Origin of the sequence: Thauera sedimentorum (genome assembly GCF_014489115.1) — a bacterium.
Classification (GTDB): domain Bacteria; phylum Pseudomonadota; class Gammaproteobacteria; order Burkholderiales; family Rhodocyclaceae; genus Pseudothauera; species Pseudothauera sedimentorum.
Window position 1 is genome coordinate 773,020 of the sequence record NZ_JACTAH010000002.1, and the last position, 25,009, is coordinate 798,028.

At 71.0% G+C, this 25,009-nt stretch carries 17 protein-coding genes; 4 read left to right on the plus strand and 13 right to left on the minus strand.

What is annotated here, in order from left to right; translation table 11 throughout:
* Window positions 1-16 precede the first annotated feature (16 nt).
* From IAI53_RS13390 to IAI53_RS13400, 3 genes are all read left to right on the plus strand, one after another.
* Window positions 17-1,117 carry a metal-dependent hydrolase gene (locus tag IAI53_RS13390; RefSeq protein WP_187718678.1) on the plus strand — a complete coding sequence of 367 codons (1,101 nt, stop codon included), beginning with the start codon at window positions 17-19 and terminating at the stop codon, window positions 1,115-1,117.
* A 189-nt stretch (window positions 1,118-1,306) separates the two neighbouring features.
* Complete coding sequence (locus tag IAI53_RS13395) at window positions 1,307-2,521, plus strand: efflux RND transporter periplasmic adaptor subunit (protein ID WP_187718679.1); 1,215 nt, start codon at window positions 1,307-1,309, stop codon at window positions 2,519-2,521.
* Window positions 2,518-5,625: an efflux RND transporter permease subunit gene (locus IAI53_RS13400; RefSeq protein WP_187718680.1), complete on the plus strand. Its 3,108-nt coding sequence runs from the start codon at window positions 2,518-2,520 to the stop codon at window positions 5,623-5,625. The genes IAI53_RS13395 and IAI53_RS13400 overlap by 4 nt, the downstream gene beginning before the upstream one ends.
* 305 nt (window positions 5,626-5,930) lie before the next feature.
* Here IAI53_RS13400 and ovoA read toward each other — a convergent pair whose 3' ends face one another.
* Genes ovoA through IAI53_RS13435 form a run of 7 tightly spaced genes read right to left on the minus strand, consistent with a single transcriptional unit; the run spans window position 5,931 to window position 16,283 of the window.
* Window positions 5,931-8,069 carry a 5-histidylcysteine sulfoxide synthase gene (gene ovoA / locus IAI53_RS13405; RefSeq protein WP_222948302.1) on the minus strand — a complete coding sequence of 713 codons (2,139 nt, stop codon included), beginning with the start codon at window positions 8,067-8,069 and terminating at the stop codon, window positions 5,931-5,933.
* Between the two features lie 37 nt (window positions 8,070-8,106).
* Window positions 8,107-9,255, minus strand: coding sequence for an ATP-binding protein (locus tag IAI53_RS13410; protein WP_225433313.1), 1,149 nt, complete (start codon window positions 9,253-9,255; stop codon window positions 8,107-8,109).
* A gap of 9 nt (window positions 9,256-9,264) precedes the next feature.
* Complete coding sequence (locus tag IAI53_RS13415) at window positions 9,265-10,401, minus strand: FIST signal transduction protein (RefSeq protein WP_187718681.1); 1,137 nt, start codon at window positions 10,399-10,401, stop codon at window positions 9,265-9,267.
* 52 nt (window positions 10,402-10,453) lie between these two features.
* A complete protein-coding gene (locus IAI53_RS13420; RefSeq protein WP_225433314.1) occupies window positions 10,454-12,679 on the minus strand; it encodes a PAS domain S-box protein in 2,226 nt (741 codons plus the stop codon).
* The gene (locus IAI53_RS13425; protein WP_187718682.1) at window positions 12,663-13,538 is read right to left on the minus strand and encodes an HDOD domain-containing protein; all 876 of its coding nucleotides are present in this window, start codon (window positions 13,536-13,538) and stop codon (window positions 12,663-12,665) included. The genes IAI53_RS13420 and IAI53_RS13425 overlap by 17 nt, the downstream gene beginning before the upstream one ends.
* Complete coding sequence (locus tag IAI53_RS13430) at window positions 13,535-13,738, minus strand: hypothetical protein (protein ID WP_187718683.1); 204 nt, start codon at window positions 13,736-13,738, stop codon at window positions 13,535-13,537. Before IAI53_RS13430 ends, IAI53_RS13425 begins: the two co-directional genes overlap by 4 nt.
* Window positions 13,728-16,283, minus strand: a complete 2,556-nt coding sequence (locus IAI53_RS13435; RefSeq protein WP_187718684.1) for an EAL domain-containing protein — start codon at window positions 16,281-16,283, stop codon at window positions 13,728-13,730. The genes IAI53_RS13430 and IAI53_RS13435 overlap by 11 nt, the downstream gene beginning before the upstream one ends.
* Window positions 16,284-16,462: 179 nt before the next feature.
* Here IAI53_RS13435 and IAI53_RS13440 point away from each other — a divergent pair, with 179 nt between their 5' ends.
* Window positions 16,463-16,906: a DUF4399 domain-containing protein gene (locus IAI53_RS13440; RefSeq protein ID WP_187718685.1), complete on the plus strand. Its 444-nt coding sequence runs from the start codon at window positions 16,463-16,465 to the stop codon at window positions 16,904-16,906.
* Window positions 16,907-16,922: 16 nt separating this feature from the next.
* On the opposite strand, the gene IAI53_RS13445 is transcribed toward IAI53_RS13440, so the two are convergent.
* From IAI53_RS13445 to IAI53_RS13470, 6 genes are all read right to left on the minus strand, one after another.
* Entirely contained in the window at window positions 16,923-18,137 is a 1,215-nt protein-coding gene (locus IAI53_RS13445; protein WP_187718686.1) for a multifunctional CCA addition/repair protein, read from the minus strand.
* On the minus strand, window positions 18,137-19,096 hold the full coding sequence (locus tag IAI53_RS13450) for a complex I NDUFA9 subunit family protein (RefSeq protein ID WP_187718687.1): 960 nt from the start codon (window positions 19,094-19,096) through the stop codon (window positions 18,137-18,139). The genes IAI53_RS13445 and IAI53_RS13450 overlap by 1 nt, the downstream gene beginning before the upstream one ends.
* A gap of 169 nt (window positions 19,097-19,265) precedes the next feature.
* Window positions 19,266-20,414 (minus strand): acyl-CoA dehydrogenase family protein, encoded by a 1,149-nt coding sequence (locus tag IAI53_RS13455; protein WP_187718688.1) that lies wholly within the window; start codon window positions 20,412-20,414, stop codon window positions 19,266-19,268.
* The gene (locus tag IAI53_RS13460; RefSeq protein ID WP_222948303.1) at window positions 20,414-21,991 is read right to left on the minus strand and encodes an amino acid adenylation domain-containing protein; all 1,578 of its coding nucleotides are present in this window, start codon (window positions 21,989-21,991) and stop codon (window positions 20,414-20,416) included. Before IAI53_RS13460 ends, IAI53_RS13455 begins: the two co-directional genes overlap by 1 nt.
* A 6-nt stretch (window positions 21,992-21,997) precedes the next feature.
* Window positions 21,998-22,255 carry an acyl carrier protein gene (locus IAI53_RS13465; RefSeq protein WP_187718690.1) on the minus strand — a complete coding sequence of 86 codons (258 nt, stop codon included), beginning with the start codon at window positions 22,253-22,255 and terminating at the stop codon, window positions 21,998-22,000.
* Between the two features lie 39 nt (window positions 22,256-22,294).
* Window positions 22,295-24,832, minus strand: a complete 2,538-nt coding sequence (locus IAI53_RS13470) for a hypothetical protein (RefSeq protein ID WP_187718691.1) — start codon at window positions 24,830-24,832, stop codon at window positions 22,295-22,297.
* Window positions 24,833-25,009: the final 177 nt, after the last annotated feature.

Genomic DNA, 25,009 nt, shown 5'->3' on the forward strand with positions numbered 1-25,009 from the left:
CCGCCTCCAACGCCCCGTGGATACCCTGACCCATGCCCTCTCCGGTGCGGTGCTCGGGCGCGTGCTCGCGCGCCCGGGACGCACCGGCACGCTGCAGCTGCGCGCCGCTCAGGCGGTGGCCGCGGGGGCCGCTGCCGCGGCCTTTCCCGACATCGACTTCGTCCTCGGCTACGTCTCCGAGATCGCCTACCTGCGCGGCCACCGCGGCGTGACCCACTCCGTGCTGCTCGCGCCGCTGTGGGCGCTGCTGCTCGCCGGGCTGATGTCACGCATCAGCCGGCTGGGGGGCGGGGACGCGCGGCCGTGGCGCGCCTTCTACCCGGTGGCGCTGGGCGCACTGCTGATCCACATCGCCGGCGACTTCATCACCCAGTTCGGCACCATGATGCTGGCGCCCTTCTCCGACCGGCGCTTCGGGCTGGGCACCACCTTCATCATCGACCTGGTGTTCTCCGGCATCCTGCTCGGCGGCCTGCTGGCCAGCGCCATCTGGCGGCGCAGCCGCGTGCCGGCCGCCCTGGCGCTGGTCGCCGTGGCCGGCTGGGTGGGCGTGGGCTGGATGGGGCGTGGCGAGGCGCTGGAGGCCGGGCGCGCCTACGCCGCGGCACAGGGCATTCCCATCGTCACGCTGGACGCGGCACCGCGGCCGGCCTCGCCGTTCAACTGGACGGTGGTGGTCTTCGACGGGCGCGACTATCACCTGGCCCATCTCAATACCCGGCGCAGCGAGCCCATGCTGGCCGGCCCGGACGACAATTTCATCCGCCGTTACTCCGCGCCCTACCAGCCGGTGGCGCAGGCGGTGTGGGAGCGCCGCGCCCGGTTCGGCAATGGCGAGGCCGAAGCGCTTGCGCGCAGCGTCTGGGAAGCGGAGGATTTCGCCTTCTACCGCTGGTTCGCGCTGTTTCCGGTGCTCGATCGCGTGGATGCGGCCGACCCGGCCGGCATGCGGTGCGCAGCCTTCCGCGACCTGCGTTTCGAGATGCCGGGACGCACCGAGCTGCCCTTCCGCTACGGACTGTGCGGTGCGCTGGCGGGCGGGCCGTGGCGACTCTACAAGGTGGTCGGCGAGGGCCGGAGCTGGCTCGATCTCGGCGGCGCGCGGGCGGCGGAGTGAAAATAAGCATAAACTAATGGACTTTCGGCGCACGCGCGCCGGTCCGGCAGCGCTCATGCCGGCTTTCGACCGGGATAATGGAAGCCGTCATGACCGCGCCCCCTCACCCCCGCCCCTCTCCCGCGGGCGGGAGAGGGGAGATTCGAGAGACGCTGCGCGTCTTCTACATTGACTGGAATCGGGAACAACATGCGTCGGCGTCTGGCTGCAGTGGGGATAGTCGTGCTCGCGATCGCGGGCTTTCTGGTACTCAAGGCCACTCGCCCCGCGCCGCCGCCGGTCGAAGCGCGCGAGCGCATCTGGCGGGTCGCCGCCGAACACCTGCAGCCGGTGTCCGCGCGCCCCACGCTGACTCTCTATGGCCGGGTCGAGGCGCCCGACCAGGTGCGTGCCGCGGCACCGGTGTCCGCGCGGGTGCTGGAAGTGCGGGTGCGCGACGGCGAGCGGGTCGCGGCCGGCACCGTGCTGGCGCGGCTGGACCCGCGCGACCTGCAGCCGCGGGTGGCGCAGGCGCGTGCCGACATCGAGCGCGAGCAGATCCGCCAGCGTGCCGACCTGCAGGCCATCGAGCAGGAGCGTGCGCTGCTGGCGCTGGCCGAGGCCAAGGTGGCGCGTTTCGAGCGCCTCAAGAACAAGGGATTCAGCGCCGAGAGCGCCTTCGACCAGGCGCGCGAGGAGCTGGCCCGCGTACGCCTGTCGCTGACCCAGCGCGAGCAGTCGATCCGCGAGCATCCCGCCCGCCTTGCGCAGCTGCAGGCAAAGCTTGCCGAGGTCGAGCGCGATGCGTCGCGCGGCGAGATCCGCGCCGCCTTCGACGCGCGCATCGGCACCGTGCAGGTGGCGGCCGGCGACCAGCTGCAGGCCGGGCAGGCGCTGCTCACGCTCTACTCGTCCGACACCCTGTTCCTGCGCGCCCGCGTGCCGGCGATCTATGCAGAAGAGTTGCGCAGTGCGCTCGCCGCCGGTGAGGCGCTCGGCGCGACCGCCGAGTTCGGCGCCAGCCGTCTGAACGCCCGCCTGGAACGCATCGCCGGCGAAGCCGACGCGCGCGGCGTGGATGTGCTGCTGCGCCTGGACGAGTCGGTCGCGGTGCCGGTCGGCGCCTTCGTCAATGCGGTGCTCGAGCGTCCCGCCCTGCAGGGCGTGTACAGCCTGCCGTTCTCCGCGCTGCATGGCGGCGAGCGCATCTACCAGGTGCGCGACGGGCGCCTGGCCGGCGTGCGGGTGAGCCGCCTGGGCGAGCGCCGCGACGGCGGCCAGGTTCGCCTGCTGGTACGCGCCGAAGGCCTTGTGCCTGAGGCGCCGGTGATGACCACCCACCTGCCCAATGCACTGGACGGCCTGGCGGTCGAGGTGGTGGACGGCGGTACCGCCGCACGGGCTGCACAGGCGGCCGCGCAATGAAGCACGGCCTGCTGCCCATGCTGGTCCGCCACCGGGTGGCGGCCAATGTGCTGATGCTGCTGGCCTTCGTGCTCGGGGTGATCGGCGTCACCCGCATGAACGTGCAGTTCTTCCCGCCCTTCGAACTGGACGTGATCAGCGTGCGCGTGGTGTGGAGCGGCGCGGCCTCCGAGGACGTGGAAACCGGCATCACCGCGCCGCTGGAAGAACGCCTGAAGAACGTCGACGGGCTGAAGAAGATGAGCTCCACCTCCGCGCAGGGGGTGTCCAGCATCACCCTGGAACTGGAGGAAGGCACCGACCCGCTGCTGGCGCTCGACCAGGTGCGCCAGCGCGTGGACGAGTTCCGCAACCTGCCGCGCGACGCCGAGACCCCGCAGGTCAGCCGGGTGGCGCGCTACGAGCCGATTGCCCGCCTGCTGGTGCGCGGGCACAGCGTGGAGGAACTGCGCCCCTGGGTGCGCCAGTTCGAGCGCGAACTGCTCTCCGCCGGCATCGACCGGGTGACGCTCACCGGCCTGCCCGAAGAGCGCATCGCCATCGAGATTCCCTCGGCGGCGCTGGAAACACTCGGCCTGTCGCTGGTAGACGTCGGCGAGCGGGTCGCCCAGCTGGCGCGTGACGTGCCCGCCGGGGTGGCTGGCGAGGCCGACGGCGCGCGCGAGATCCGCGGCCTGGAGCAGCGTCGCAGCGCCGAAGCTTTCGCCAGCCTGCCGCTGGTCAGCGACACCGACGGCCTGCTGCGCCTGGGCGAGATCGCCCACATCACCCGCGAGCCGCGCCCGGGCAGCCTGGAGCTGTCCGAGGGTGGCGACGCGGTGGTGGAGATGACCCTGCAGCGCGCCGAATCCGGCCATTCGCTGCGCGCCGCACAGGTACTGGAGGACTGGCTGGCGCGCACCCGCCCGACCCTGCCGCCCTCGGTGCGCCTGGAAGTGTTCGACGCCCAGTGGGAGCTGATCAGCGACCGCATCGGCCTGCTGGTGAACAACGGCCTGTCCGGCCTGCTGCTGGTGGTGGCGGTGCTCTACCTGTTCCTGCCGGCGCGCGTCGCGCTGTGGGTGATGGTCGGCATCCCCACCGCCTTCCTCGCCACCCTGGGGCTGATGCTGGTGTTCGGCGGCACGGTGAACATGATGAGCCTGTTCGCGCTGATCATGGCGCTGGGCATCATCGTGGACGACGCCATCGTGGTCAGCGAGGACGCCGACACCCACCGGCGCATGGGTGAGGAGCCCGAGCACGCCGCGCTGGGCGGCGCACGGCGCATGCTGGGGCCGGTGATCGCCGCCTCGCTCACCACCGTCGCCGCCTTCCTGCCGCTGATGCTGGTCGGCGGGGTGATCGGCAACATCCTCGGCGACATCCCCTTCGTGATGATCATGGTGGTCACCGCCTCGCTGCTGGAGAGCTTCCTGATCCTTCCCGCCCACCTGCGCGGCGCGCTCGCCGGTGAGGCCGCCCGCCGCGTCTCGCCGCTGCGCCGCCGGCTCGACGATGGCTTCGAGCGCTTCCGCGAGCAGCGTTTCCGTCCGCTGGTGACCCTCGCGCTGGCCTGGCGCGGCGCCACCGTGGCGATCAGCCTCGGGCTGATGATCCTTGCGGTGGGGCTGCTGGCCGGCGGGCGCATCGGCTTCAACTTCTTCCCCACGCCGGAAGCGCAGATGCTCTACGCCAACGCCACCTTCGTGGCCGGCACGCCGCGCGAGCACACCGAGGCCTACCTGCGCGAACTGGAGCGCGCGATGTTCGAGGCCGACCGCGAACTGGGTGGCGGCCTGGTGCAGACCGCGGTGGCCCGTCTCGGCGGCACGCTGGGCGCTGCCGGCAGCGGCGCCACCGGCGACCAGCTGGCCTCGATCATGGTCGAGCTGCAGCCGCCGGACGAGCGCGAGGTGCGCAACGCCAGCTTCATCGAAACCTGGCGCGCCAAGCTCGCGCCGACCACCGGACTGGAGCAGCTCACCCTTACCGCGCGCCAGTCCGGCCCGCCGGGGCGCGACCTCACCGTGCGTCTGACCGGCGACGACGCCGAAGCGCTCAAGGCCGCGGCGCTGTCGCTCGCCGAAACCCTGCGCGGCATCCCCGGGGTGACCGACACAGAGGACGACATGCCCTTCGGCCGTGAGCAGCTGATCTACCGCCTGACCCCGGCCGGCGAGGCCCTGGGCCTGACCACCGAGAGCCTGGGCCGGCAGCTGCGCGCCGCCTTCGACGGCCACCTCGCCCAGCTGGTGCAGGTCGGGCGCGACGAACTGGAAGTGCGCGTGCTGCTGCCGCGCGGCGAGCGCAGCCGGCTGGACGTCTTCGAGCGCATCGTCATCCGCGCGCCCGACGGGCGCTTCGTTCCGCTCGCCACGGTGGCGAGCTGGGAGGCGCGGCGCGGCTTCGAGGCCCTGCGCCACGCCGACGGCAGGCTGGCGGTGGAAGTGAGCGGCGAGATCGACGCCGCGCGCTACGACGCAGAGGCGATCCGCAGCGAACTCGCGCGCAACGCGCTGCCGCAGCTGGCCGCCGCCCATGGCGTGGATTTCAGCTTCGAGGGGCGCGCGGCCGACCAGCGCGAGACCATGGCCGACATGGGCACCGGTCTGGCGCTCGGCCTGGCGCTGATCTACCTGGTGCTGGTGTGGTCCTTCTCGTCCTGGAGCTGGCCGCTGGTGGTGATGTCGGCGATTCCGCTGGGTCTCGCCGGGGCGATCTTCGGCCATTGGGTGATGGGGCTCAACCTCACCATCCTGTCGATGTTCGGCCTCTTCGGCCTGGCCGGCATCGTGGTGAACAACTCCATCATCCTGGTCAGCCTGTTCCAGGAGCTGCACCGCAAGGGCATGGAGTTCGATGAGGCCCTGGTCGGCGCGGCCTGCGGGCGTCTGCGCGCGGTGCTGCTGACCTCGCTGACCACCATCGGCGGCCTCACCCCGCTGCTGTTCGAAACCTCGCTGCAGGCCCAGTTCCTGATCCCGATGGCCGCCTCGATCGCCTTCGGGCTCGGCTTCTCGGCGGCGCTGGTGCTGTTTTTCGTGCCGGCGCTGCTGTCGCTGCTGGAGAGTTTCAAGGACTGGATGGCGCGCCGGCTGTCGCTCGTTGAGGCGGGCGTCTAGGGCGGCTTGGTCCTTTGTGGTGGGTGGGGTGGTGGCCGGCCGTGTGGTGGAGGCGGCCGGCGCCTCATGCGTGCCGAAATCGTTGCCGGCCGCCTCCACCACACGGCTGGGAACGCAGGTGGCAGGACGACGGGCGGAAAAAACGCGTCAGTCTTGAGAGGGCCGGCGGCGGTTCCAGCCAGGAGGGGTGTGGGCCGCGGCGATTTCGGCACGCATGAGCCGCGGCCCACACCCCCTTCTGGCCACCCCCGACCATCAAGCCTCAACGAATCCGGGCACGATCTGTGTCCAGAACCGCTCCGAACTCAATCCAGCCGGCGCCACACGGTGAGCTCGGACAGCGTGTGCTGGAACTTGCGCCGCGTCTCGCGGATGACGAAAGGCACTTCGAGCGGACCCTCGACCAGTTCGAAGTGCGCGCCCAGCGCGTCCTTCAGGCCGTCCAGCGTGGTGTAGGACTCGCCGTCCTTCTTGAACCCGCCCACCCACTCCTCGCGCTTGGTGTGCTCTTCCAGCCAGGTGTAGGGCGAGGCCAGCACCAGCAGCCCGCCGGGGTTGAGGCGTTGATGCACCTGGGCGAGGAAGCGGCGCGGGGCGTACAGGCGGTCGATCAGGTTGGCGGCGAGGATGAGGTCGTAGCCGGCGAACACCGGCTTGAGGTTGCAGGCGTCCCCCTGCCAGAAGGCCACTTTGGGGGCAGCTTCGGCGAGGTCCAGTGCATCCAGGCGGCGTTCCAGATAGAACACCAGCTCGCCCTCGTCCGGCAGGGTGTAGCGCAGCACGCCGTGGTCCTTGAGCTGCACCCCGGCATTGATGAAGCGTGCGGAGAAGTCCACGCCTTCGACCGCGTCAAAGAAGCGCGCCAGTTCGAAACTTGCCCGCCCGGTGGCACAGCCGAGATCGAGGGCACGGCCAGGCTGGCCGCCGTGGTGGCGCTCGAAGGCCTCGATGGCCAGCCGGGCCACGGCCTGCGGGAAGTTGGGCACGCCAAAGTACTCGTCGCCGTAGTGGAACTCGGCGTACTGCGAGAGCAGCGCGTCGGTCTCGTAGAGCGAGCCGGGTTGCTCCACCGGCGCGTCGCTGACGATGTAGCGGAACCCCGCGTGCTGGAAGAAGTGGCGGCGGAAGGCGTAGCGCGAAACGTGGCGCGCCTCGTTGCCCGCGGAGATCCACGCCCCGCCCTTGATCATGTTGTGGCGGTTGTCGAAGGTAGGCGTGGTGAAGTCGTCGTACAGCGGATGCACGCGGAAGCCGTCGAAGGGGTAGGTGGGGGTCTCGCACCACTGCCAGACGTTGCCCACCACGTCGAACAGCTCGCCGTGGGCAAAGCGGGTCACCGGGCAGGACGAGGCCCAGTGGTCCAGATGCAGGTTGGCTGAGGCCGGGGCGTCGGGCGGTACGTCGGCCAGGCCCGCGTGATCAAACAGGCGGTGCCATTCGTCCTCGCTCGGCAGGCGCACCGGCAGCCCCGTTTCGCGCGCCTTCCAGCGGCAGAAGGCACGCGCCTCGTGGCAGTTGCTGTCCACCGGCCAGTCCCAGGGCATGGGCACTTCCTCGGCCACCAGGCGCAGGCGCCAGCCGGCGCCGTCGGGCACCCAGAAGCTCGGGTGCTCGGCGCGCGCGTAACGCCGCCAGGCGAGGCCTTCCTCGTCCCACAGGCTGTCGTCGGCGTAGCCGCCGGCGTCCACGAAGCTCAGGAACTCGGCGTTGCTGGTCAGGTACTTGGCGGCGCGGAAGGCGGGGATGTCGGCCTCGTGGTGGCCGTACTCGTTGTCCCAGCCGTACCAGGGGTCGTCGAAGGCGCGCCCCAGCCGCACACGGCCGGCGGGGATGTCCACCAGCGTATTTTCCGGCGCTGCGCCGTGCTCGCGACAGGGTTCCCAGTCCGGCTGCGGGCGCAGGTAATGCAGCGCGTGCTGGCGCATCAGCACCGAGGAGGTCTCCAGGTGGATGCGCTCGTGCTCGATGCCCATCAGCACCGCCCAGAACGGGTTGTCCCAGCCGATCGGCAGCGTGAGCGGGGTGTCGCGGATGACCTGCTCGACCATCGCGCGCACCTTGCGGCGGTAGTCCCACACCGCGGCGACCGGCGGCCAGTCGTAGTTGGCGTCGTCGAGGTCGTCCCAGCTCATCTCGTCCACGCCGACCGCGAACATCGATTCCAGCTTCGGGTCGATGCGCTGTTCGAGCAGGCCGGCGAGCACGAACTTGTTGGTGAAGAAGGTGGCGGTGTGGCCGAGGTAGAAGATCAGCGGGTGGCGCAGGCTGATCGGTTTGCGATAGTAGGCCTCGTCTTCGGCAAGCAGGCCGAACAGCGACTCGTAGCGGTCGAAGGTGGCGTGGAAGTAGCGCAGGATCTCGGCGCGCTTCGCTTCCGGGTCGGTGCCGTCGAGGCGCGGGGTGCGGGGCAGCAGGTCGGTCGGCATGGCTCGTGCGGTGGGCATGGCGTTGGGCCGACTGTGCGCCAAAGCGGTGCGCCGATCAAGCGGGCGGCGCATCCGCGGGCTGGCTCACCGGCAGCACCACGCGGAAGGTGCTGCCGCGCCCCGGGGCGCTGTCCACTTCGATTCGTCCGTTGTGACGCTGGACGATGCCGTAGGACAGTGACAGTCCCAGGCCGGTGCCCTTGCCCACCGACTTGGTGGTGAAGAAGGGGTCGAAGATGCGCCCCAGGTGCTCGGCGGCGATGCCGCAACCGGTGTCGGTGATCGCCACCGACACCTCGCCGCGCTCTGCGTGGCTGCGGGTGAGGATCTCGATGCGCCCGCGCTCGGCGATCGCATGGCCGGCGTTGACCAGCAGGTTGAGGAAGACCTGGTTGAGCTGCCCGGGGTTGCACTCGATCTGCGGCAGTTCGCCGAAGTCGGTGCAGACCTCGCACTTGTACTTGAGCTCGTTGTGCACGATGTTGAGCGTGGAGCGCAGGCCCTGGTGCAGGTCGACCACGGTGAAACCGCCCGAGTCCGGGTGGGAGAAGTCGCGCAGGTCGGCCACGATCTTGCGCACCCGCGCGACCCCTTCGGCGGTTTCCCGCATCAGGCTGGGGATGTCCTCGCGCAGGAAGGGCAGGTCCAGGTTGCGACAGGCGGCCTCGGCCTGGGCGCGCTGCGGGTGGTCGGCGGGCAGCGCGGCGCTCAGCGCTTCGACCAGTCCGGCGAGCTGCAGCAGGTCGTCGACGTAGTTGCCGAGGGCGCCGAGATTGGCCTGCACGTAGCCCACCGGGTTGTTGATCTCGTGGGCCACGCCGGCGGCGAGTTGGCCGATGGAGGCCATCTTCTCGGCATGGAAGAGCTGCTGGCGGGCGTCGGCCAGGCGTTCGATGAGCACCGCCTGTTCGGCCTTCTCGCGCTCCAGCGCGGCCTCGGCGTCGCGGCGTTCGGCCAGCTCCCGGCGCAGTTCGTCGTTGCGCTGGTTGAGCTCCTCGGACATCAGCTCCAGCGAATGCTCGGTCATCCGGCGGTCGCGGTCGAACTGCTCGTAGGCGTCGCTCACCGCGGTCAGGAAGCGCGTCCATGCCGCGGGTTCGGCGGGGGCTGGCGCGGATTCGCCCAGGTGGCGGCGCAGCTGGCGGGCGAGCAGGGGGTGCAGCGGGCGGGGGCTGTCTTCGCGTGGAGGCTCTGGTGGTGCCATGCGGGGTTCTCAGCGTTCGGCGAGCGTGGTGATGGTCATGGTCTGGTTGTGCAGTTCGCAGCGCGCGGTGGGCGTGAACGGCGAGATCTCGCCGTAGGAATAGAAGCCGCAGAACACCGGCTGCGGGCCGAGGACGTCGCGCACGCCTTCGATCTCCTCGTCGATGCGCTGCTGCAGCACCAGCTTGCGGCCCACGCAGGAGATCAGCACCGCGAGTTCGGCCGGGGCCTCGCCGAGACGCTCGCGGCTGGAGCGGGCGGCGCCCTCGGCGCCCTCGACCAGGCGCTCGAAGTTGGCCTTCATCAGGCGTACATGGGCGCCGGTGGGGATGCCGCCGGCGAAGCTCATCGAACCCTGGGTCTCGTCCACCGCGAGCATGGTGCGCACCAGCCCGTTGCCGCCCTGGCCGGGCGTCTGCAGGGCGAGCGGGAACAGCAGGCCGCTGGCCGGCAGGCCGTCGGCGAACTCGCCCAGGTAGCGCTTGTACAGGTCCAGCGCCGGCTGGCCGTCGAGCTCGTAGAGCACGTTGCCTTCGGCGCGGGTGACCACCCGGTCGGGACCGAAGCTGTCCCAGCCGCCGAGCGAGCCGTAGCCGACCGCCAGGCGTTCGCCGTACAGGCCCAGCGCCGCCACCACGCCGCTGGCGGGTGGCGCGTCGGCCAGCACGCCGGTCTCGGCGAAGGCGGTGCCGTCGCCGGCCAGCCCGCCGGTGACCGCCACCCCGGCGGGCAGCGCGCCGGTCAGCCCGGCTAGCAGTTCGGTGCCATTGGTCTGCAGGCCGTCGGCCAGCACGAACACATGCACCAGGCCTGCGGCCGGCAACTGCGCGGCAAGCGTCCGGCCGGCCGCCGCGCTGTCGCCTGCGGTGGCGAGCTCCACCCGCGCCAGCGCCACCCGGCTGTGCGCGAAACGCACCGCGGTGGCGACGATGCAGTCGTCCTCGACCGCGTCGCCGCACACCTCGCCGGCGGTGGTGCAGCCCAGCAGCCGCGCGCGCGGATAGCGCGCGGCCAGTTCGGCGTGGCGCGCGGCGTCGAGCAGGGCGCGGGCGCCGAATGCCAGCACCAGGTCGGCGTCGCCGTCCAGGGCGCCGCGCTCGGTCCGCCAGCCGCCGGCGCTGCGCCAGCTCAGTTGTTCGATCTGCATCTTGCCAGCTCCTTCCCTGCGCGCCGCCCGCGGCGCGCGCTTGTCGCCGCGTTCAGGCGTCGGCGGCCTCCCCGCGGCGCAGGGGAAGCATGACACGGAAGCAGGTGCCCGTCCCCGGCATACTGCGCACTTCGATGCTTCCGCCATGCTTCTGCACGATGCCGTAGGACAGCGACAGACCCAGGCCGGTCCCCTTGCCCACCGGCTTGGTGGTGAAGAAGGGGTCGAAGATGCGCCCCAGATGTTCCGCGGCGATGCCCTTGCCGTCGTCCTCCACCTCTATCCACAGTCGGTCGTCGTCGTGGCCGCCGCGCAGCGTGATGGTGCCGCGGCGTCCGTCGGGCATGGCCTGGGCGGCGTTCACCAGCAGGTTGAGGAAGACCTGGTTGAGCTGCGAAGGCAGGCATTCCAGCTGCGGCAGTTCGCCGATCTCCAGCCTGACGTCGGCGCGGTACTTGATCTCGTTGTTGACGATGTTGAGCGTGGACTCGATGCCGCGCCGCAGGTCGGCCAGTTGCCAGTCCTGGCCGCTGTCCACGCGGGAGAAGTCCTTCAGGTCGGCCACGATCTTGCGCACCCGGTCTATGCCTTCGCGCGATTGCTGCAGCAGCAGCGGCAGGTCTTCCTGCAGGAAATCGAAATCGCTGTCCTGCTTGGCACGCGCCACCGCGCGCGCGGCCGGGTGCTCGGCGGGCAGTTGCGCCGCCGCGGCGTCCAGCGCGGCGATCACGCTGCCGAGGTCTGCCAGGTAGCGCTCCAGGGTGCCGAGGTTGGACTGCACGAAGCCGATCGGGTTGTTGATCTCGTGCGCCACGCCTGCGGCGAGCTGGCCGATGGAGGCCATCTTCTCCGATTGCAGCAGCTGCTCCTGGGCCTGCTGCAGGCGCTGGTTGACCCGCTGCAGCTCGTCGTTGCGCCGGCGCAGTTCGGCTTCCGAGGCCTCGCGCTTGAGCACATCCTCTTCCAGCGCCGCGTTGGCCTGCGCGAGCTGGGCGGTGCGCCGTTCGACCAGGTGTTCCAGCTCGGCATGGGCGCGCTGCAGCGAGGCTTCGGCCTGCTTGCGCTCGGTGATGTCGACCAGGGTCTCGATGGCGCCGACCACCCGCCCGGCGGCATCGCGCAGCGGCGCGGCGGTGAAGAACAGCCAGCGGCCGCCTTCGCCGAACTCGGGAAAGAAGCTCTCCGCCTCGAAGGCGCCGGGGATCACCGCCGAGCGGCGGTGGCTGTGGCCGTGGTAGTAGGTGTCGATCTGGGTGTCGATGCTGCCGTCGACGATCAGGTCGGCGAGCACCGGACGCTCGCGTTCGTAGAAGGCCGCCCAGGCCCGTTTCGTGCCCACCACTTCGCCGGCCGCCACGCCGGTGACCAGTGCGCAGGCGGCGTTCCAGTGGGTGACCACATGGTTGGCGTCGATCACGAAGGTGGGCACGGGATCGCCGTCGATGATCTGCCGCAGCACCTGCTGCATGTGCCGCTGCGCCGCTTCGGCGCGCTTGCGCTCGGTGACGTCGATCGCGGTGCCGAGCGCGGCGCCACCGCCCTCGTAGTCGATGTGGGCGGCGGAGATCTCCAGCCAGCGCACCTGGCCGTCCTTGGTGAGGATGCGGGTCTCGTAGGTCTCGGGTTCGCCGTCCTGGCCGCTGATGCGCTTCTCGGCACGCCGGCGCAGTTCGTCGTGCACCGCGGGGTGGGCGAGGTCGTAGATGCTCATGCGCAGCAACTCGTCGCGGCTGTAGCCGCTGATCCGCTCGAGCGCGCGGTTGGTGTAGAGCAAGGGCCCGCCGCGGTGCAGGATCACCGCGGCGCTGATGGTCTCGGCCAGGCCGCGGAAGCGTGTCTCGCTGCGTCGCGCCTGCTGCTCGGCCTCCACCACGCGGGTGATGTCGGTGCCGATGCCGACGAAGCGCTGCGGCAGGCCGTCGGCGGCCGGCAGCGGCACCGCGGTGAGTTCCACCCAGAACTCCGAGCCGTCGCGCCGCCGGTTGCACAGTTCGCCGTGCCAGGTGAAGCCGGCCCGCAGGGTGTCCCACAGTTCGCGGAAGAAGGCTGGCGAATGGCGGCCGCTGGCGATGCAGGCGTAGGACTGGCCGACCAGCTCCTCGGGCGCATGGCCGCTGGCTTCGCAGAAGCGACGGTTGACGTAGAGGATGCGGCCCGCGTCGTCGGCCACGCTGACCTGCAGGTGGGACAGCAACAACTCGGCGTCGGGGTGGGCCGGCAGGCCCACCGCCCGCATCGCCTCATCGGCACCCGCCGGGGGTTCAGTCGATGAGCGCATTGAGGGTGTCCTCGAACTCGGTCTCAATGCGGCTGAGCGCGCCGCCCAGGCGTGCCCAGTCGAGCTTCAGCGCTGCGCACACCGCATCGTCCAGCGGCGGCACTGACTCGTCGCCGCCGTCGGCCAGGCCGAGGCCGTGGGCCAGCACGTTGGCCGCGCAGACCACCGCGGCGAGCGGCTGGCGCGCGGCCTCGCCAGGGTGGTGGTGGTGGGCGACCGCCGCGCCGATGGCGGCCGGCAGGCCCCAGCGTTCGGCCAGCAGCGCGCCGGCGTCGGCATGGGTGAGGCCCATCACCTGCTGCTCGGCCTCGTTCGTGAGGCAGTTCGCCTGCTGCTGCCAGGCCAGGGCGGCAGCATAGTGTTGCGGGCAGGTGACCGCCAGCACCAGCTTGCCCACGTCGTGCAGCAGCCCGGCGGTAAAGGCGGTGTCGGCGCTGCATCCCGCATGCTGGGCGAGGTGGCGTGCCGCCACCGCGGTGGCCACCCCGTGCCGCCAGAAGGATAGGGCATCGAAGGGCGCGGCGGTCTGCGTCGCCGAGAGCGTGCGGACCACCGCGGCGGAGAACACCAGCGAGCGCACCGCCCGCAGGCCGAGCACCATGATCGCTTCGCGGATGGATTCGACCCGCCCGGGCAGGCCGTAGAAGGGCGAGTTGGCCACGCGCAGCGCGCGCGCCGCCAGCGACTGGTCGGCGGCGAGTTGGCGGGCGAGCTGGGCGGTGTCGACATCCGGGTCGTCGAACCCGCGCAACAGGCCGCTGGCCACGGTGGGCAGCGCCGGCAGGGCGTCGATGCGCGCGGCGAGCGCCTCGCGGGTGAGCGGGGCGAGCGCGTCGGACGGGAGGGCCGCGGCCGTCACCTGCGGCCCTCCCCGCCGCGCAGACGGGACAGGCGATAGGTGAGCAGCATGTCGAACAACTGCCGGCTTGCCGCGCTGCCGCCGGCCAGCGCAAAACGGCGCTGGAGGCGCTCGCGCTCGGCGCGCGCCAGTCCGTCGTCGTCGTCCACGCCGGGTGCCGCCGATGGCTTGCGCTGCGCGGGAGGGTGTCTAGTGCCCATCCGTGTCTCCGGCGTGCAGGGTGAGCACCCGCCCGCGTCCGGCCGAGTTCAGGCCGAGCGACTGGGCACGGGCACGGTAGCGCACGCCGCCCAGCTCCAGCGCGGCTTCGTCCGCGCGGCCGTCGATCAGCGCAGGCAGGGCGGCGCCGGGCAGCAGGTGGCTCGCGTGCATGCCCAGCAGGGCGCCCTGCGGGCCGAACAGGGCTTCGGCGCGCTGGTTCATCATCACCACCAGGCCGTCCTCGTCCACCCCCAGCAGGGGCCAGGGCAGCATCTCCAGCAGCTCGCGCATCACCCCCAGGGCGGCCTGGTCGCGCACGATGCGCTCGTCGCGTTCGGCGAGCAGCTGGCGCAACTGCGCATTGGCGTCCTCCAGCTCGCGGTTGGCCAGCTGCACGCTCATCGACAGGCGGCGGTTCTCCTCCGCCAGCTCCTTCTGGCGGAAGGCCTCGGCGATGCTGCCGCGCAGCTGCTCGTCCTCCCAGGGCTTGGTGATGAACTTGTACACCGCACCCTCGTTGATCGCCTCGGTGACCGTCTGCAGGTCGGTGTAGCCCGACAGCACGATGCGCATGGTCTCGGGGTGGAGCACCTTGGCGCGGCGCAGGAACTCCACGCCGCTCATGCCCGGCATGCGCTGGTCGGTGACGATGACGTCCACCGGGTGGGCGGCGAGCACTTCCAGGCCCTCGGCCGCGCCGGCGGCGCTGTGGATGCGGTAGCCCTCGCGGTGCAGGATGCGCTGCATCGCCGCGAGGATGTGAGGCTCGTCGTCCACCAGCAGCACGGTGCGCTCGCGGTCGCCGGGATGCAGCAGGTGCTGCGGCAGCGTGCGGCCGGCGCGCAGCAGCGCGGCCAGCTCGTCGGCGGGCAGCGGGCGGCTGAAGTAGTAGCCCTGGATCTCGTCGCAGCGGTTGGCGACCAGCAGGGCGAGCTGGCCTTCGGTCTCCACCCCTTCGGCCACCACCTTGAGGCGCAGGGCGTGGGCCATGGTGATCACCGCGCGGGTGATGGAGACGTCGTCCGGGTCGGCGGTGATGTCCTGCACGAAGGAGCGGTCCACCTTGACCGCGTCGAGCGGGAAGCGCTTCAGGTAGGCGAGGCTGGAATAGCCGGTGCCGAAGTCGTCCACCGACAGGCGCACGCCGAGCGCGCGGATCGCGCGCAGGGTGTCGATGGTGGCCTCGACGTCCTCCATCAGCATGCTCTCGGTGAGCTCGAGTTCCAGCGCGCCCGGTGGCAGGCCGCTGTCGGCCAGCGCGTCGCGCACCTGCTCGACCAGGCCGCCATCATGCAGCTGGCGGGCGGAGAGGTTCACCGCCACGGTGACCGGCTCCAGGCCTTCGGCACGCCACTGCGCGGCCTGCCGGCAGGTGTGGCGCAGCACCCAGTTGCCGAGCGCGACCACCAGGCCGGTCTCCTCCATCAGCCCGATGAACTCCGAGGGTGCGAGCAGGCCGCGCTGCGGATGGGCCCAGCGCACCAGCGCCTCGACGCCGATCACCGCACCGGTGTGGCAGCTCACCTTGGGCTGGTAATGCACCACGAACTGTTCTTCCTGCACCGCGCGGCGCAGCGCCAGTTCGGCCTGCTGGCGCGCGCGCACCAGCTCGTTGGCCGAAGGCTCGAAGAAGCGGAAGCAGTTGCCGCCGGCCTGCTTGGCCTCGTGCAGCGCGCTCTCGGCGCGGTACAGCAGCTGGTCCCAGTCGCCGCCGTCCTCGGGGTACTCGGCGATGCCGGCGCTGGCGCCGAGAAAGACGTTGTGCCCGTCGACCACCATCGGCCGCGCCGCCAGCTCGATCAGGCGGCGGGCGGCGCGCGAGACGTCCCACGGCGTCTCCTGCTCGTTGAGCACGAAGCCGAACTGTGCGCCGCCCAGCCGGCCGACCAGGTCGCCGGCGCGCAGGTGGCCGCGCAGGCGGTGGGCGAGGATCTCCAGCACGCTGTCGCCCACCTTGTAGCTCAGGTTCTCGTTGATGGACTGGAAGTTGTCCAGCCCCAGGCACAGCACCGCCACCCGCCGGCGGTGGCGCTCGGCGCTGCGCAGTGCCTCGCAGGCCTGCTCGCGGAAGCGGTTGCGGTTGGCCAGCCCGGTCAGCGCGTCGAAGTGGGTGAGGTGCTGGGCGCGCGCCTCGGCAGCGAGCACGTCGGTGACGTCGAAGGCGATGCCGCCGATAGTGTGCGGCCGCGGTCCGTCGCCGATGGCGAAGCTCTTCATGTGCAGCCAGTGCGGCTGCGCATCGTCGCCGGCCAGGCGGAAACGGGTGTCGATGCCGCCGTGCGGGTGGCGGCGCACCGTGGCGCGCAGCCGGTCGGCGTCGTCAGGGTGCACGTGGTTGAGCCAGTCGAAGCGGTCGGTGAACAGCAGCTCGCGCGAGGCGTTCCACACCTGTTCGTAGGCGTCGTTGGCGTAGATCACCCGTCGCTCGGCAACATCGACCAGCCACAGGCTCTCGGGCAGGTGGCGCGCCAGCAGGGCGATGCGTTCGGCCAGCGACGGTGGAGCGGGACGGGTCGCGGCGGTCGGGGGGGGCAGCTTGGGCATGGCGCGGACGGAATGGCAGTCCGTCCGACTTTTAACACCACCGCAGTGCAGCAAACAAGGCGGGATTCCGCTCACCGCGGTGTCCCGGGCGGCAGCCGGCGCGCTGTCTATACTTCAGCGGGAGTGTCCGGCCGGCGGAGCCGGCGCCGCCTCCCGACCACCCGACAGGAGACGACACCATGAATAACAAGGGATCCGTTTTCCCGCACCGCGCGTTGGCCATCTGCGGCGCGGCGCTGCTGCTGGCGCTGGCACCGGCTGCCGGGGCGCGCTCGCCGGCGCCCGAGGGGGCGGAGCTGTACTTCATCGCGCCGACCGACGGCGCCACCGTGCGCAACCCCGTCGTCGTGCGCTTCGGCCTGCGTGGCATGGGGGTGGCGCCGGCCGGAGTGGATATGCAGAAGACCGGCCACCATCACCTGATCATCGATGCGCCGCTGCCGCCAATGGACCAGCCGGTGCCGTCCTCCGAGCAGTACCGCCACTTCGGCGGCGGGCAGACCGAGGTCAAGCTCGACCTGCCGCCCGGCCGTCACGAACTGCAACTGCTGCTCGGCGACCACCTGCACGTGCCGCACGATCCGCCGGTGATGTCGAAGCGCATCAGCATCACGGTGGAGTGAGCGGAAAGCGAGCGCTTTAGCTTGTCGCCAGGGCCTTGACCGCGGCGACCCGCGCGGCATGGATGCGCACCGGAATCTGGCTGCGATCCTCGCAGGCACGCGCGATCGCGCCGGCGTCCACCGCCTGCACCGCGGCCAGCGCCGCGCGCCAGCGCACGGCGGGGGCGTAGTCGCGCGATTCAAAGCCGGGGCGGCCCTGGTAGTCGCAGGTGCAGGCGGCCAGCGCCTGCTCGAAACGCTCCGGGCGGCGCAGCGCGTCGGCGCGTTCGAGCAGCTTCACCATGGTCTCCGGGCGCAGTTCGGCGGCACGCGGGATGATGCCGTGCTCGCGGGCGACCAGTTCGGCCAGCTCGCGGCATTCGGCGGGCGCCTTGAGGCGCTCGGAGACCTCGCGCGCGCGCCGTGCGCTCTTCGCCTCGTGGCCGTAATGGTGGGGCAGGATGTCGGCCGGGGTGTCGCCCTTGCCCAAGTCGTGCAGCAGACAGGCCCAGCGCACCGCCAGCGGCTGTTCGGTGGCCGCCGCGCGGTCGATCACCCGCAGCACGTGCTCGCCGGTGTCGACTTCGGGGTGGTATTTCTCCGGCTGCGGCACGCCGAACAGGCGGTCGAGTTCGGGCAGGATGCGCGCCAGCGCGCCGCACTCGTGCAGCACGCGGATCATGCGCGAGGGGGCCTGCTCCATCAGCCCGCGGGCGAGTTCCTGCCACACGCGCTCGGCCACCAGGTGGTCGACTTCGCCCTCGGACACCATCGCACGCATCAGCGCCAGGGTTTCGGGTGCCAGCGAGAAGTCGGCGAAGCGCGCCGAGAAGCGCGCCACGCGCAGGATGCGCACCGGGTCCTCGGCAAAGGCCGGGCTGACGTGGCGGAACACCCGCGCGGCGAGGTCGCGCTGGCCGCCGTAGGGATCGACCAGGTTGCCGTCCTCGCCGCGGGCGATGGCGTTGATGGTGAGGTCGCGGCGCGCGAGGTCGTCCTCCAGCGTGACGTCCGGTGCGGCGTGGAAGGCGAAGCCCTTGTAGCCGTGGCCGGTCTTGCGCTCGGTGCGCGCCAGCGCGTACTCCTCCTGGGTCTCGGGGTGGAGGAATACCGGGAAGTCCTTGCCCACCGGGCGGAAGCCGTGCGCCAGCATCACCTCCGGGGTGGCGCCGACCACCACCCAGTCGCGGTCCTTCACCGGCAGTTGCAGCAACTCGTCGCGGATCGCGCCGCCGACCACGTAGCAGCGCATCAGCGGCCGATCCGGTTGGCGTTGCGGCGGAAGGGATCGAGCTGCGCGCGCGTGCCGGCCTTGCCCAGCCAGAGCGGCGCGATGGCTTCCAGCGGCGTGGGTTCCAGGCCGAAAGGCAGCGGCGCGCCGCCGGTGACGTTGTCCACCCGCATCGAGCGCACGTTGTCGCGGCTCATCAGTGGCTGCGGGGCCAGCTCCATCAGGCGGGCCTGCAGCATGGCCAGCGCCTCGGGCAGTGCCAGCACCGGGCGCGGATGGCCGACCAGCGTGGATACGTAGCGCACCAGCTCGCGCAGGGTGTAGGCGTGCGGGCCGGCCAGCTCCCAGGTCTGCCCGGCGGCGGCCGGATCGGTGAGGCTGCGCCACACCACGTCGGCGACGTCCTCCACCCACACCGGCTGGAAGCGAGCATTGGCACCGGCCAGCGGCAGCAGCGGGAAGATGCGGGCGAGGCCGGCGAACAGGTTGAGGAAGCTGTCGCCGTGGCCGAAGATCACCGAAGGCCGCAGGAGAGTCCACGCGCAGCGCGCCGCGCGTACCGCGGCTTCGCCGGCGGCCTTGGAGCGCTGGTATTCGGAGGGGCCGTCGGCGTCCGCGCCGAGCGCGCTTACATGCACCAGCTGGCGTACGCCGGCGGCGTCGCAGGCGGCGACGATGCGCTTGGGCAGCTCCACATGGGCGCGCTCGAAGGCCACCCCCCAGGGCCGGCCCGGCGGCGAATGCAGCACGCCGACCAGGTTCACCACCGCATCGGCGCCGGCGAACAGGCGGGCCAGGGTGGCGGGGTCATGGACGTCGGCCTCGACCACTTCCACGGTAGGCAGTAACAGCAGGTGGGCGGCGCGGCTGCGCCGCCGGGTGGGAACGAGCACGCCGACGCCGGCGGCGGACAGGCGATTGGCGATGGCGCTACCGACAAAGCCGGTACCGCCGACGAGGACGACGCGGGTGGGAGTCATGGATTCACCGGAGGCGGAAAGATCGACGGAATACGGGGGCACGCCGGTCGATTATCGCAAAAGCGCGCGCTGCATGCCGTGCTGCCGCCGGTAGGAGCGGCCTTGGCCGCGATGCGGGCTGCGCAGGAACGGACGCCGTATCGCGGCCAAGGCCGCTCCTACGGAGGGATCAGAGTCCCAGCCAGCGCGCGATGATGTTGCGCTGCATCTCCGAGGTGCCGGAGTAGATCGTCGCGCCGACTGCGTCGCGCAGCGCGCGTTCGACCTCGTACTCGACCATGTAGCCGTAGCCGCCGTGCAGGTGCACGGTGTCGAGCGCGGCCTTGAGCAGCGATTCGCTCACCGCGAGCTTGGCGATCGCCGCGTCCAGCGAGGCGTTGCGCAGGTGGTCCAGGCGCCAGGCGGCGCGGTAGGCGAGCAGGCGGGCGGCCTCCAGTTGCACCTTCATGTCGGCGATGCGGTGGGCCACGGCCTGGAACTTGCCGATGGGCTGGCCGAACTGCTGGCGGGTGCGCGCATAGCTGACCGAGGTCTCCAGCAGGCGCTCCATGATGCCCAGGTGCCCGGCCACCAGCAGGCAGCGCTCCCAGTCCATCGCGGTGGCGAACACCGCCGAGCCGCCGCCGATCTGGCCGAGCACCGCGGCGTCGGGCAGGAACAGGTCGTCGAACACCAGCTCGCCCACCGGCGAGGTGCGCAGGCCGAGCTTGTCGAACTTCTGCCCGCAGGAGAAACCGGGCGTGCCCGCCTCGACCAGGAAGGCGGTGACCCCGCCGTGGAAGCCCTTGTCCGCGTCGGTGAGCGCGAACACCACCGCCAGGTCGGCCACCGGGCCGTTGGAGATGAAGGTCTTGCTGCCGTCGAGGCGCCAGCCTTCGCCGTCACGCCGCGCGCGGGTGCGCATCGAAAAGGTGTCGGAGCCCGAGCCGGCCTCGGTGATTGCGTGTGCGCCGACCAGGCTGCCGTCGCACAGCGCGGGCAGGTAGCGGCGGCGCTGTTCCTCGCTGCCGTGGCGCCACACCGGCACCACGCAGGCGAGCAGGTGGGCCGAGAGCGAGAACACCAGCCCGCCGTCGCGGCAGCCGTAGCCCAGGGCTTCGAGCACGATCGCGGTGGACAGCACATCCAGCCCGGTGCCGCCGTACTCCTCGGGCACCGGCAGGCCCTGGATGCCGACGCGCGCGCATTCGCGCCACAGCTCACGGGGGAAGCGCTGCGCGCGGTCGCGTTCGATCAGCTCGTCGTTGAGCGCCTCGCGCGCGAAGCGGATGGTGTTCTCGCGCAGCGCCTTCTGCTCGTCGCTGTAGGCGAAGTCCATCAGGCGCTCTCCTTCAGCCGCTGGTAGTCGGTCTTGTCGGTGGAGGTGCGCGGCAGCGCGTCCATCCAGGCGAACTGGTCCGGGATCATGTACAGCGGCATCTGCTCGGCGCAGAAGCGCCGCAGCGCGATCAGCGACAGGCGCTCGCCGCTCTTGCTGCTCAGGAAGGCGGTGATGCGCACGCCCTCGTCGGCGTCCGGCAGGGCGACCACGGCGGCCTCCTCGATCGCCGGATGGCGGTACAGGCCGGACTCGATCTCGCCCAGCTCGATGCGGTAGCCACGCCGCTTGACCATGCGGTCGCGCCGCCCGCGGTAGACGTAGCGGCCGTCGGCGCCGGCCACGACGATGTCGCCGGTGCGGTACCAGCGCGTGCCGTCGGGGTCGATCAGGAAGCCCTGCGCGGTCTTCTCGGGCAGCGCCCAGTAGCCCTGCATCACGCCGGGGCCGCTGATGCACAGCTCGCCCTCGCCGTCCGCCTCGACCGGCTGGTCGTGCTCGTCGACGACGCGGTCGCGCAGGTGCTCGCAGACCTTGCCGATCGGATAGGGGGCGGTGCGCTCGGGCGGCACCGGCGGGATCACCTCATACCAGGTGCACACATTGGTCTCGGTGGGGCCGTAGAGGTTGTAGTAGCGCGGGCGCGGCAGCTGGGCGCACAGCGTGCGCAGGTGCTTGACCGGGAAGACCTCGCCGGCGAACAGCACCAGGCGCAGCGATGAGCAGTCGTGCGCGGGCAGGTTGCCGAACTGCGCCATCAGGCTGAGGATGGAGGGCGCCGAATACCACACGCTGATGCGCTCGGCCTCGATCAGCTGCGCCAGGTGCAGCGGGTCCTTGCCCTTGTCCTCGGGGATCAGCACCAGCGCGGCGCCGTGCTTGATGGCGACGTGGATGTCGAGGATGGAGAGGTCGAAGTGGAAGGGCGCGTGCGAGGAGAAGCGGTCCTTTTCGCTCGGCTCGAACAGCGCCGAGCACCAGTCGACGAAGCTCACCGCGTTCAGATGCGAGAGCATCACGCCCTTCGGCTTGCCGGTGGAGCCCGAGGTGTACAGGATGTAGGCGAGCGCGTCCGCGCCGCTGTCGGCGTCGGCCACCGGCGCGGCGGGCGATGCGGCGTCGGCCGCGTCCAGCGCGCGCGCCAGCGCCTCGCCCGCGCCCGGTTCGTCCACCAGGATCAGCGCCGGCGGTGGGCTGCCGAGGGCGTCGAACTCGGCGCGCAGGCCGTCGGCGCGCGCCGCTTCCACCAGCGCGCAGCGCACCGCGCAGTTGTGCAGGATGTAGGCGTTGCGCGCGGCCGGCGCGGTGGGGTCGACCGGCACGTAGGCCGCACCGGCACGCAGGATGCCGAACAGCGCGGCGACCGCGTCGATCGACTTGCGCAGATGGATGCCGACGCGGTCGCCGGGGCGCACGCCCATGGCGGCCAGGCGGTCGCGCACGCGCGCGGACAAGGCCTCGAGTTCGCGGTAGTCGAGCGTGCCGCAGCCTGGCGCCACCACCGCGGGGCGCTCCGGGTGGCGGGCGGCGGATTCGGCCAGTGCCCGGTGCAGCGGGCGGGGAGTGATCTCCATCATGGCCGCCTACCTCGCCTTGGAGGCCAGCAGCGCGGCGATGTCGCGGATGGTGTCGAGGTGCTCCTTGTCCGCCTCGTGGGCCTCGAGCGCGATGCCGTAGCGTTCCTCGAAGTGCAGCACCATCTTCAGCGTGGCGATCGAGTCGATGATGCCGCCGCTGATCAGCGGCAGGTCGTCGGTGAGGTCGTCCGGGTTCTCGCCGGGCAGGAACTCGTCGAGGATGTACTGCTTCACTTCGCGGGCGAAGTCGATACCGGTCTCCATGCTGCGTCCTCCCTCGTGCGGTTGGGGCGTCCGTCCGGCTCAGGGCCGGTCCGGGCGGAAGATCTCGTCGCGGGCCACGGCCAGCGCGGCGAACAGGCGGTCGGCGATCAGGCCGTGGGCGTAGGCGTTGGGATGGTCGTCCCAGGGCGCGAGGCGCACCGCCTCGATGTCGTGGCCGCGGTACACGTCGGAGAGGTCGATCACCCTGAAGCCGGCTTCGCGCGCCACCGCGAGCGTCTCCGGCGTCTCTTCCTGCCAGCTGCCTTCGCGCGCCTGCGGCAGGAACACCAGCACCGGCGCGGCGCCCTGCGCGCGGGCCTGCCGCGCGATGCGCCCGTAGACCTCGGCGAGCACGGCGCGCCCGTGGGGCGCGAGGCGCTGGCGTACCAGGGTCTCGTCCATGCCGGCCGACACCTCGGCGCGCGCGACGATGGCCGCCAGGCCGTCGTAGGGAATGGCGATGCCCTTGTGCACCACCTCGGCCAGGTAGGCCACCGAGCGGCTCAGTTCGCGGCCGGTGGCGACGAACATCACGGCGTCGGGCGCGAAGCCGAGCGCGCGCTCCATCACCGGCAGTTGCTGCGGGGGCTGGTAGCCGGGCACGCCCATGTTGAGCACTTCGAAGCGCTCGATGCCGGCGTCGCGCCATTCGCGGTTCAGGCGCTGCTCGACCAGGGCCTCAAAGGTCTCGCCGTCGCCCACGCCCCAGCCCATCACCGAGGAGGCGCCGAGCAGGACGGTGCGATGGGTGCCGGGCGCCGGTTGCTCGGCGTAATCCTGGTCGCGCATGCCGAAGCGGTTGATGCTGATGGTGCCGAAGCGGGTGTTCTGCACGAAGGAGGGGATGAGTTCGGTCTGCACGAAGCCGCCGACGAAGTGCTTGAGGTTGGCGTTGTCGATGTCCAGCCAGTTCTTCGGCTTGCTCATGTACACCTCCCAGAGCTGGGAGTTGAAGCGGTCCACCGACAGCAGGCTCTCGTAATAGCCGCGCTCCAGCCGGGCGGTGTCGAGGCGGCTCAACTGCCCGGAGCGCAGTGAATGCACGAAGGTGGCCGCGTCGCGGCCGAGCTGCGAATGCAGGCCCTCGACGCTCACCCCGATCATCGCCACCAGCGCGGCCGCGGTGGCCAGCCGCCCTCGCTGCCAGGCGCGCGCGTCCTGCGTGCCGCCGCGCTGGTTGCGCAGCGCCTCGCCGGGGATGCTGCCGATGGCGATTACCACGAGGATCAGCGCCGGGAACAGCAGCGCGCGGGCGCTGTACTCGCCGCCCAGCGCGCTCCACATGGCGAGCCAGCCGGACAGCGTCTCGGCGGTCCAGAACGACCACAGCACGCAGATGAACCAGAAGGTGGCGTAGGTCTTGGCCACCAGCACCGCGGTGTCGCGCCAGCTGCGCGCGCCCGGCTTGCCCAGGCTGCGGCTGCGGCCGTGGCGCATCTCGTAGAGCGAGTTGCCCACCACCAGCAGGCCGAGGATGGTCCAGAAGAGGATGTCCTGCGCCACCAGCAGGGTGGTGCCGCGCAGCCAGAACCACTGGTAGGCGTGCAGGAACCAGGTCATCAGGAAGACGTACAGGGTGGCCACCACCAGCGCCTTCTCGGTGCCCAGCTTGCGCAGCCGGAACACCGCCGGATAGTAGAACACCTTCTGCATGAACTCCTTCCAGTAGATGTTGATGCGCCGCCAGAAGTCGGTGAAGCTCGACGCCAGCAGGAAGCGGTTGTGGGTCTCCGGCAGGCGGAAGCCGAACAGGCACAGCATGCCGATGATCAGGTGGAAGAGCCCGGAGACGCGCAGGTAGAGCAGGAAGTTGGCTACCAGGTACTGGCTCAGGTCGGCCGGGCCGGCGACTTCGTGCGGGGCCAGCGTCAGGTAGTAGTAGACGATGCGGTAGAGGATCAGGTGGATCACCCCGCGCAGCATCCAGTCGATGCCGGTCTGGTAGATGCGCGCCGCGTCGTCGTCGAAGTAGTTGCGCCGGAAGGTCTTGTAATCGACCACCGGGAACAGCGGGAAGCAGGCATTGGGCAGCATGAAGAAATAGGACAGCGACTGCGCCGGGGTGGAGGGCGTCTTGTCGTGGCGCAGGTCGTAGAAGTAGATGATCAGGCGGAACATGAACATCGCGCCGAGGATCGGCCAGATTGCGTCCGACCACGGGAAGGGCAGGTAGCCCGCGCGCTGCAGGGCGAGCACCGCGGTGGTGGCGATCAGCAGCGCGCCACGCCAGGCGAAGGCGACCGGCAGGTGGCAGATGCCGATCAGCAGCAGGCCGATGGCCACCAGCCAGGCGGCGTTGGCCGTGCCCATGACCAGCGCGATGCCGGCCAGGCTGAGCGCGGCGAAGAAGGGCAGGCGCCAGGCCAGCGGCAGCCAGGCGTGCACCGCGAAGCCGGCGAAGGCCAGCATCGCCAGGCGCAGGAAGGCGCCGGATTCGATCTGGAACTGGCGCAGCAGCAGGAACAGCAGGCCGAGCTGGACGAGGATGGCGAGGTAGTCGAGCAGGCCTATCCGACCGCGCGAGCGAGCCTCGTCCAGAGCTGCCTCCGGGATTGCCGCTGCCGCTGCCACACTCATCGTTCCTCCCCTTTTTCGGAACGTGTCGGCATACCCTAAAACCGGTAGTTACGAGCTTTTCGATGCAGTAAGACGCTCGTTAGCCACCGTGTCAGTATGGTCAGCGGTGTCGATAACTCAAGGCGAAATGCATTGCAGGCGTGATCGTTCGCGCGCGCGGAGCTGGCTGCGCGAGCT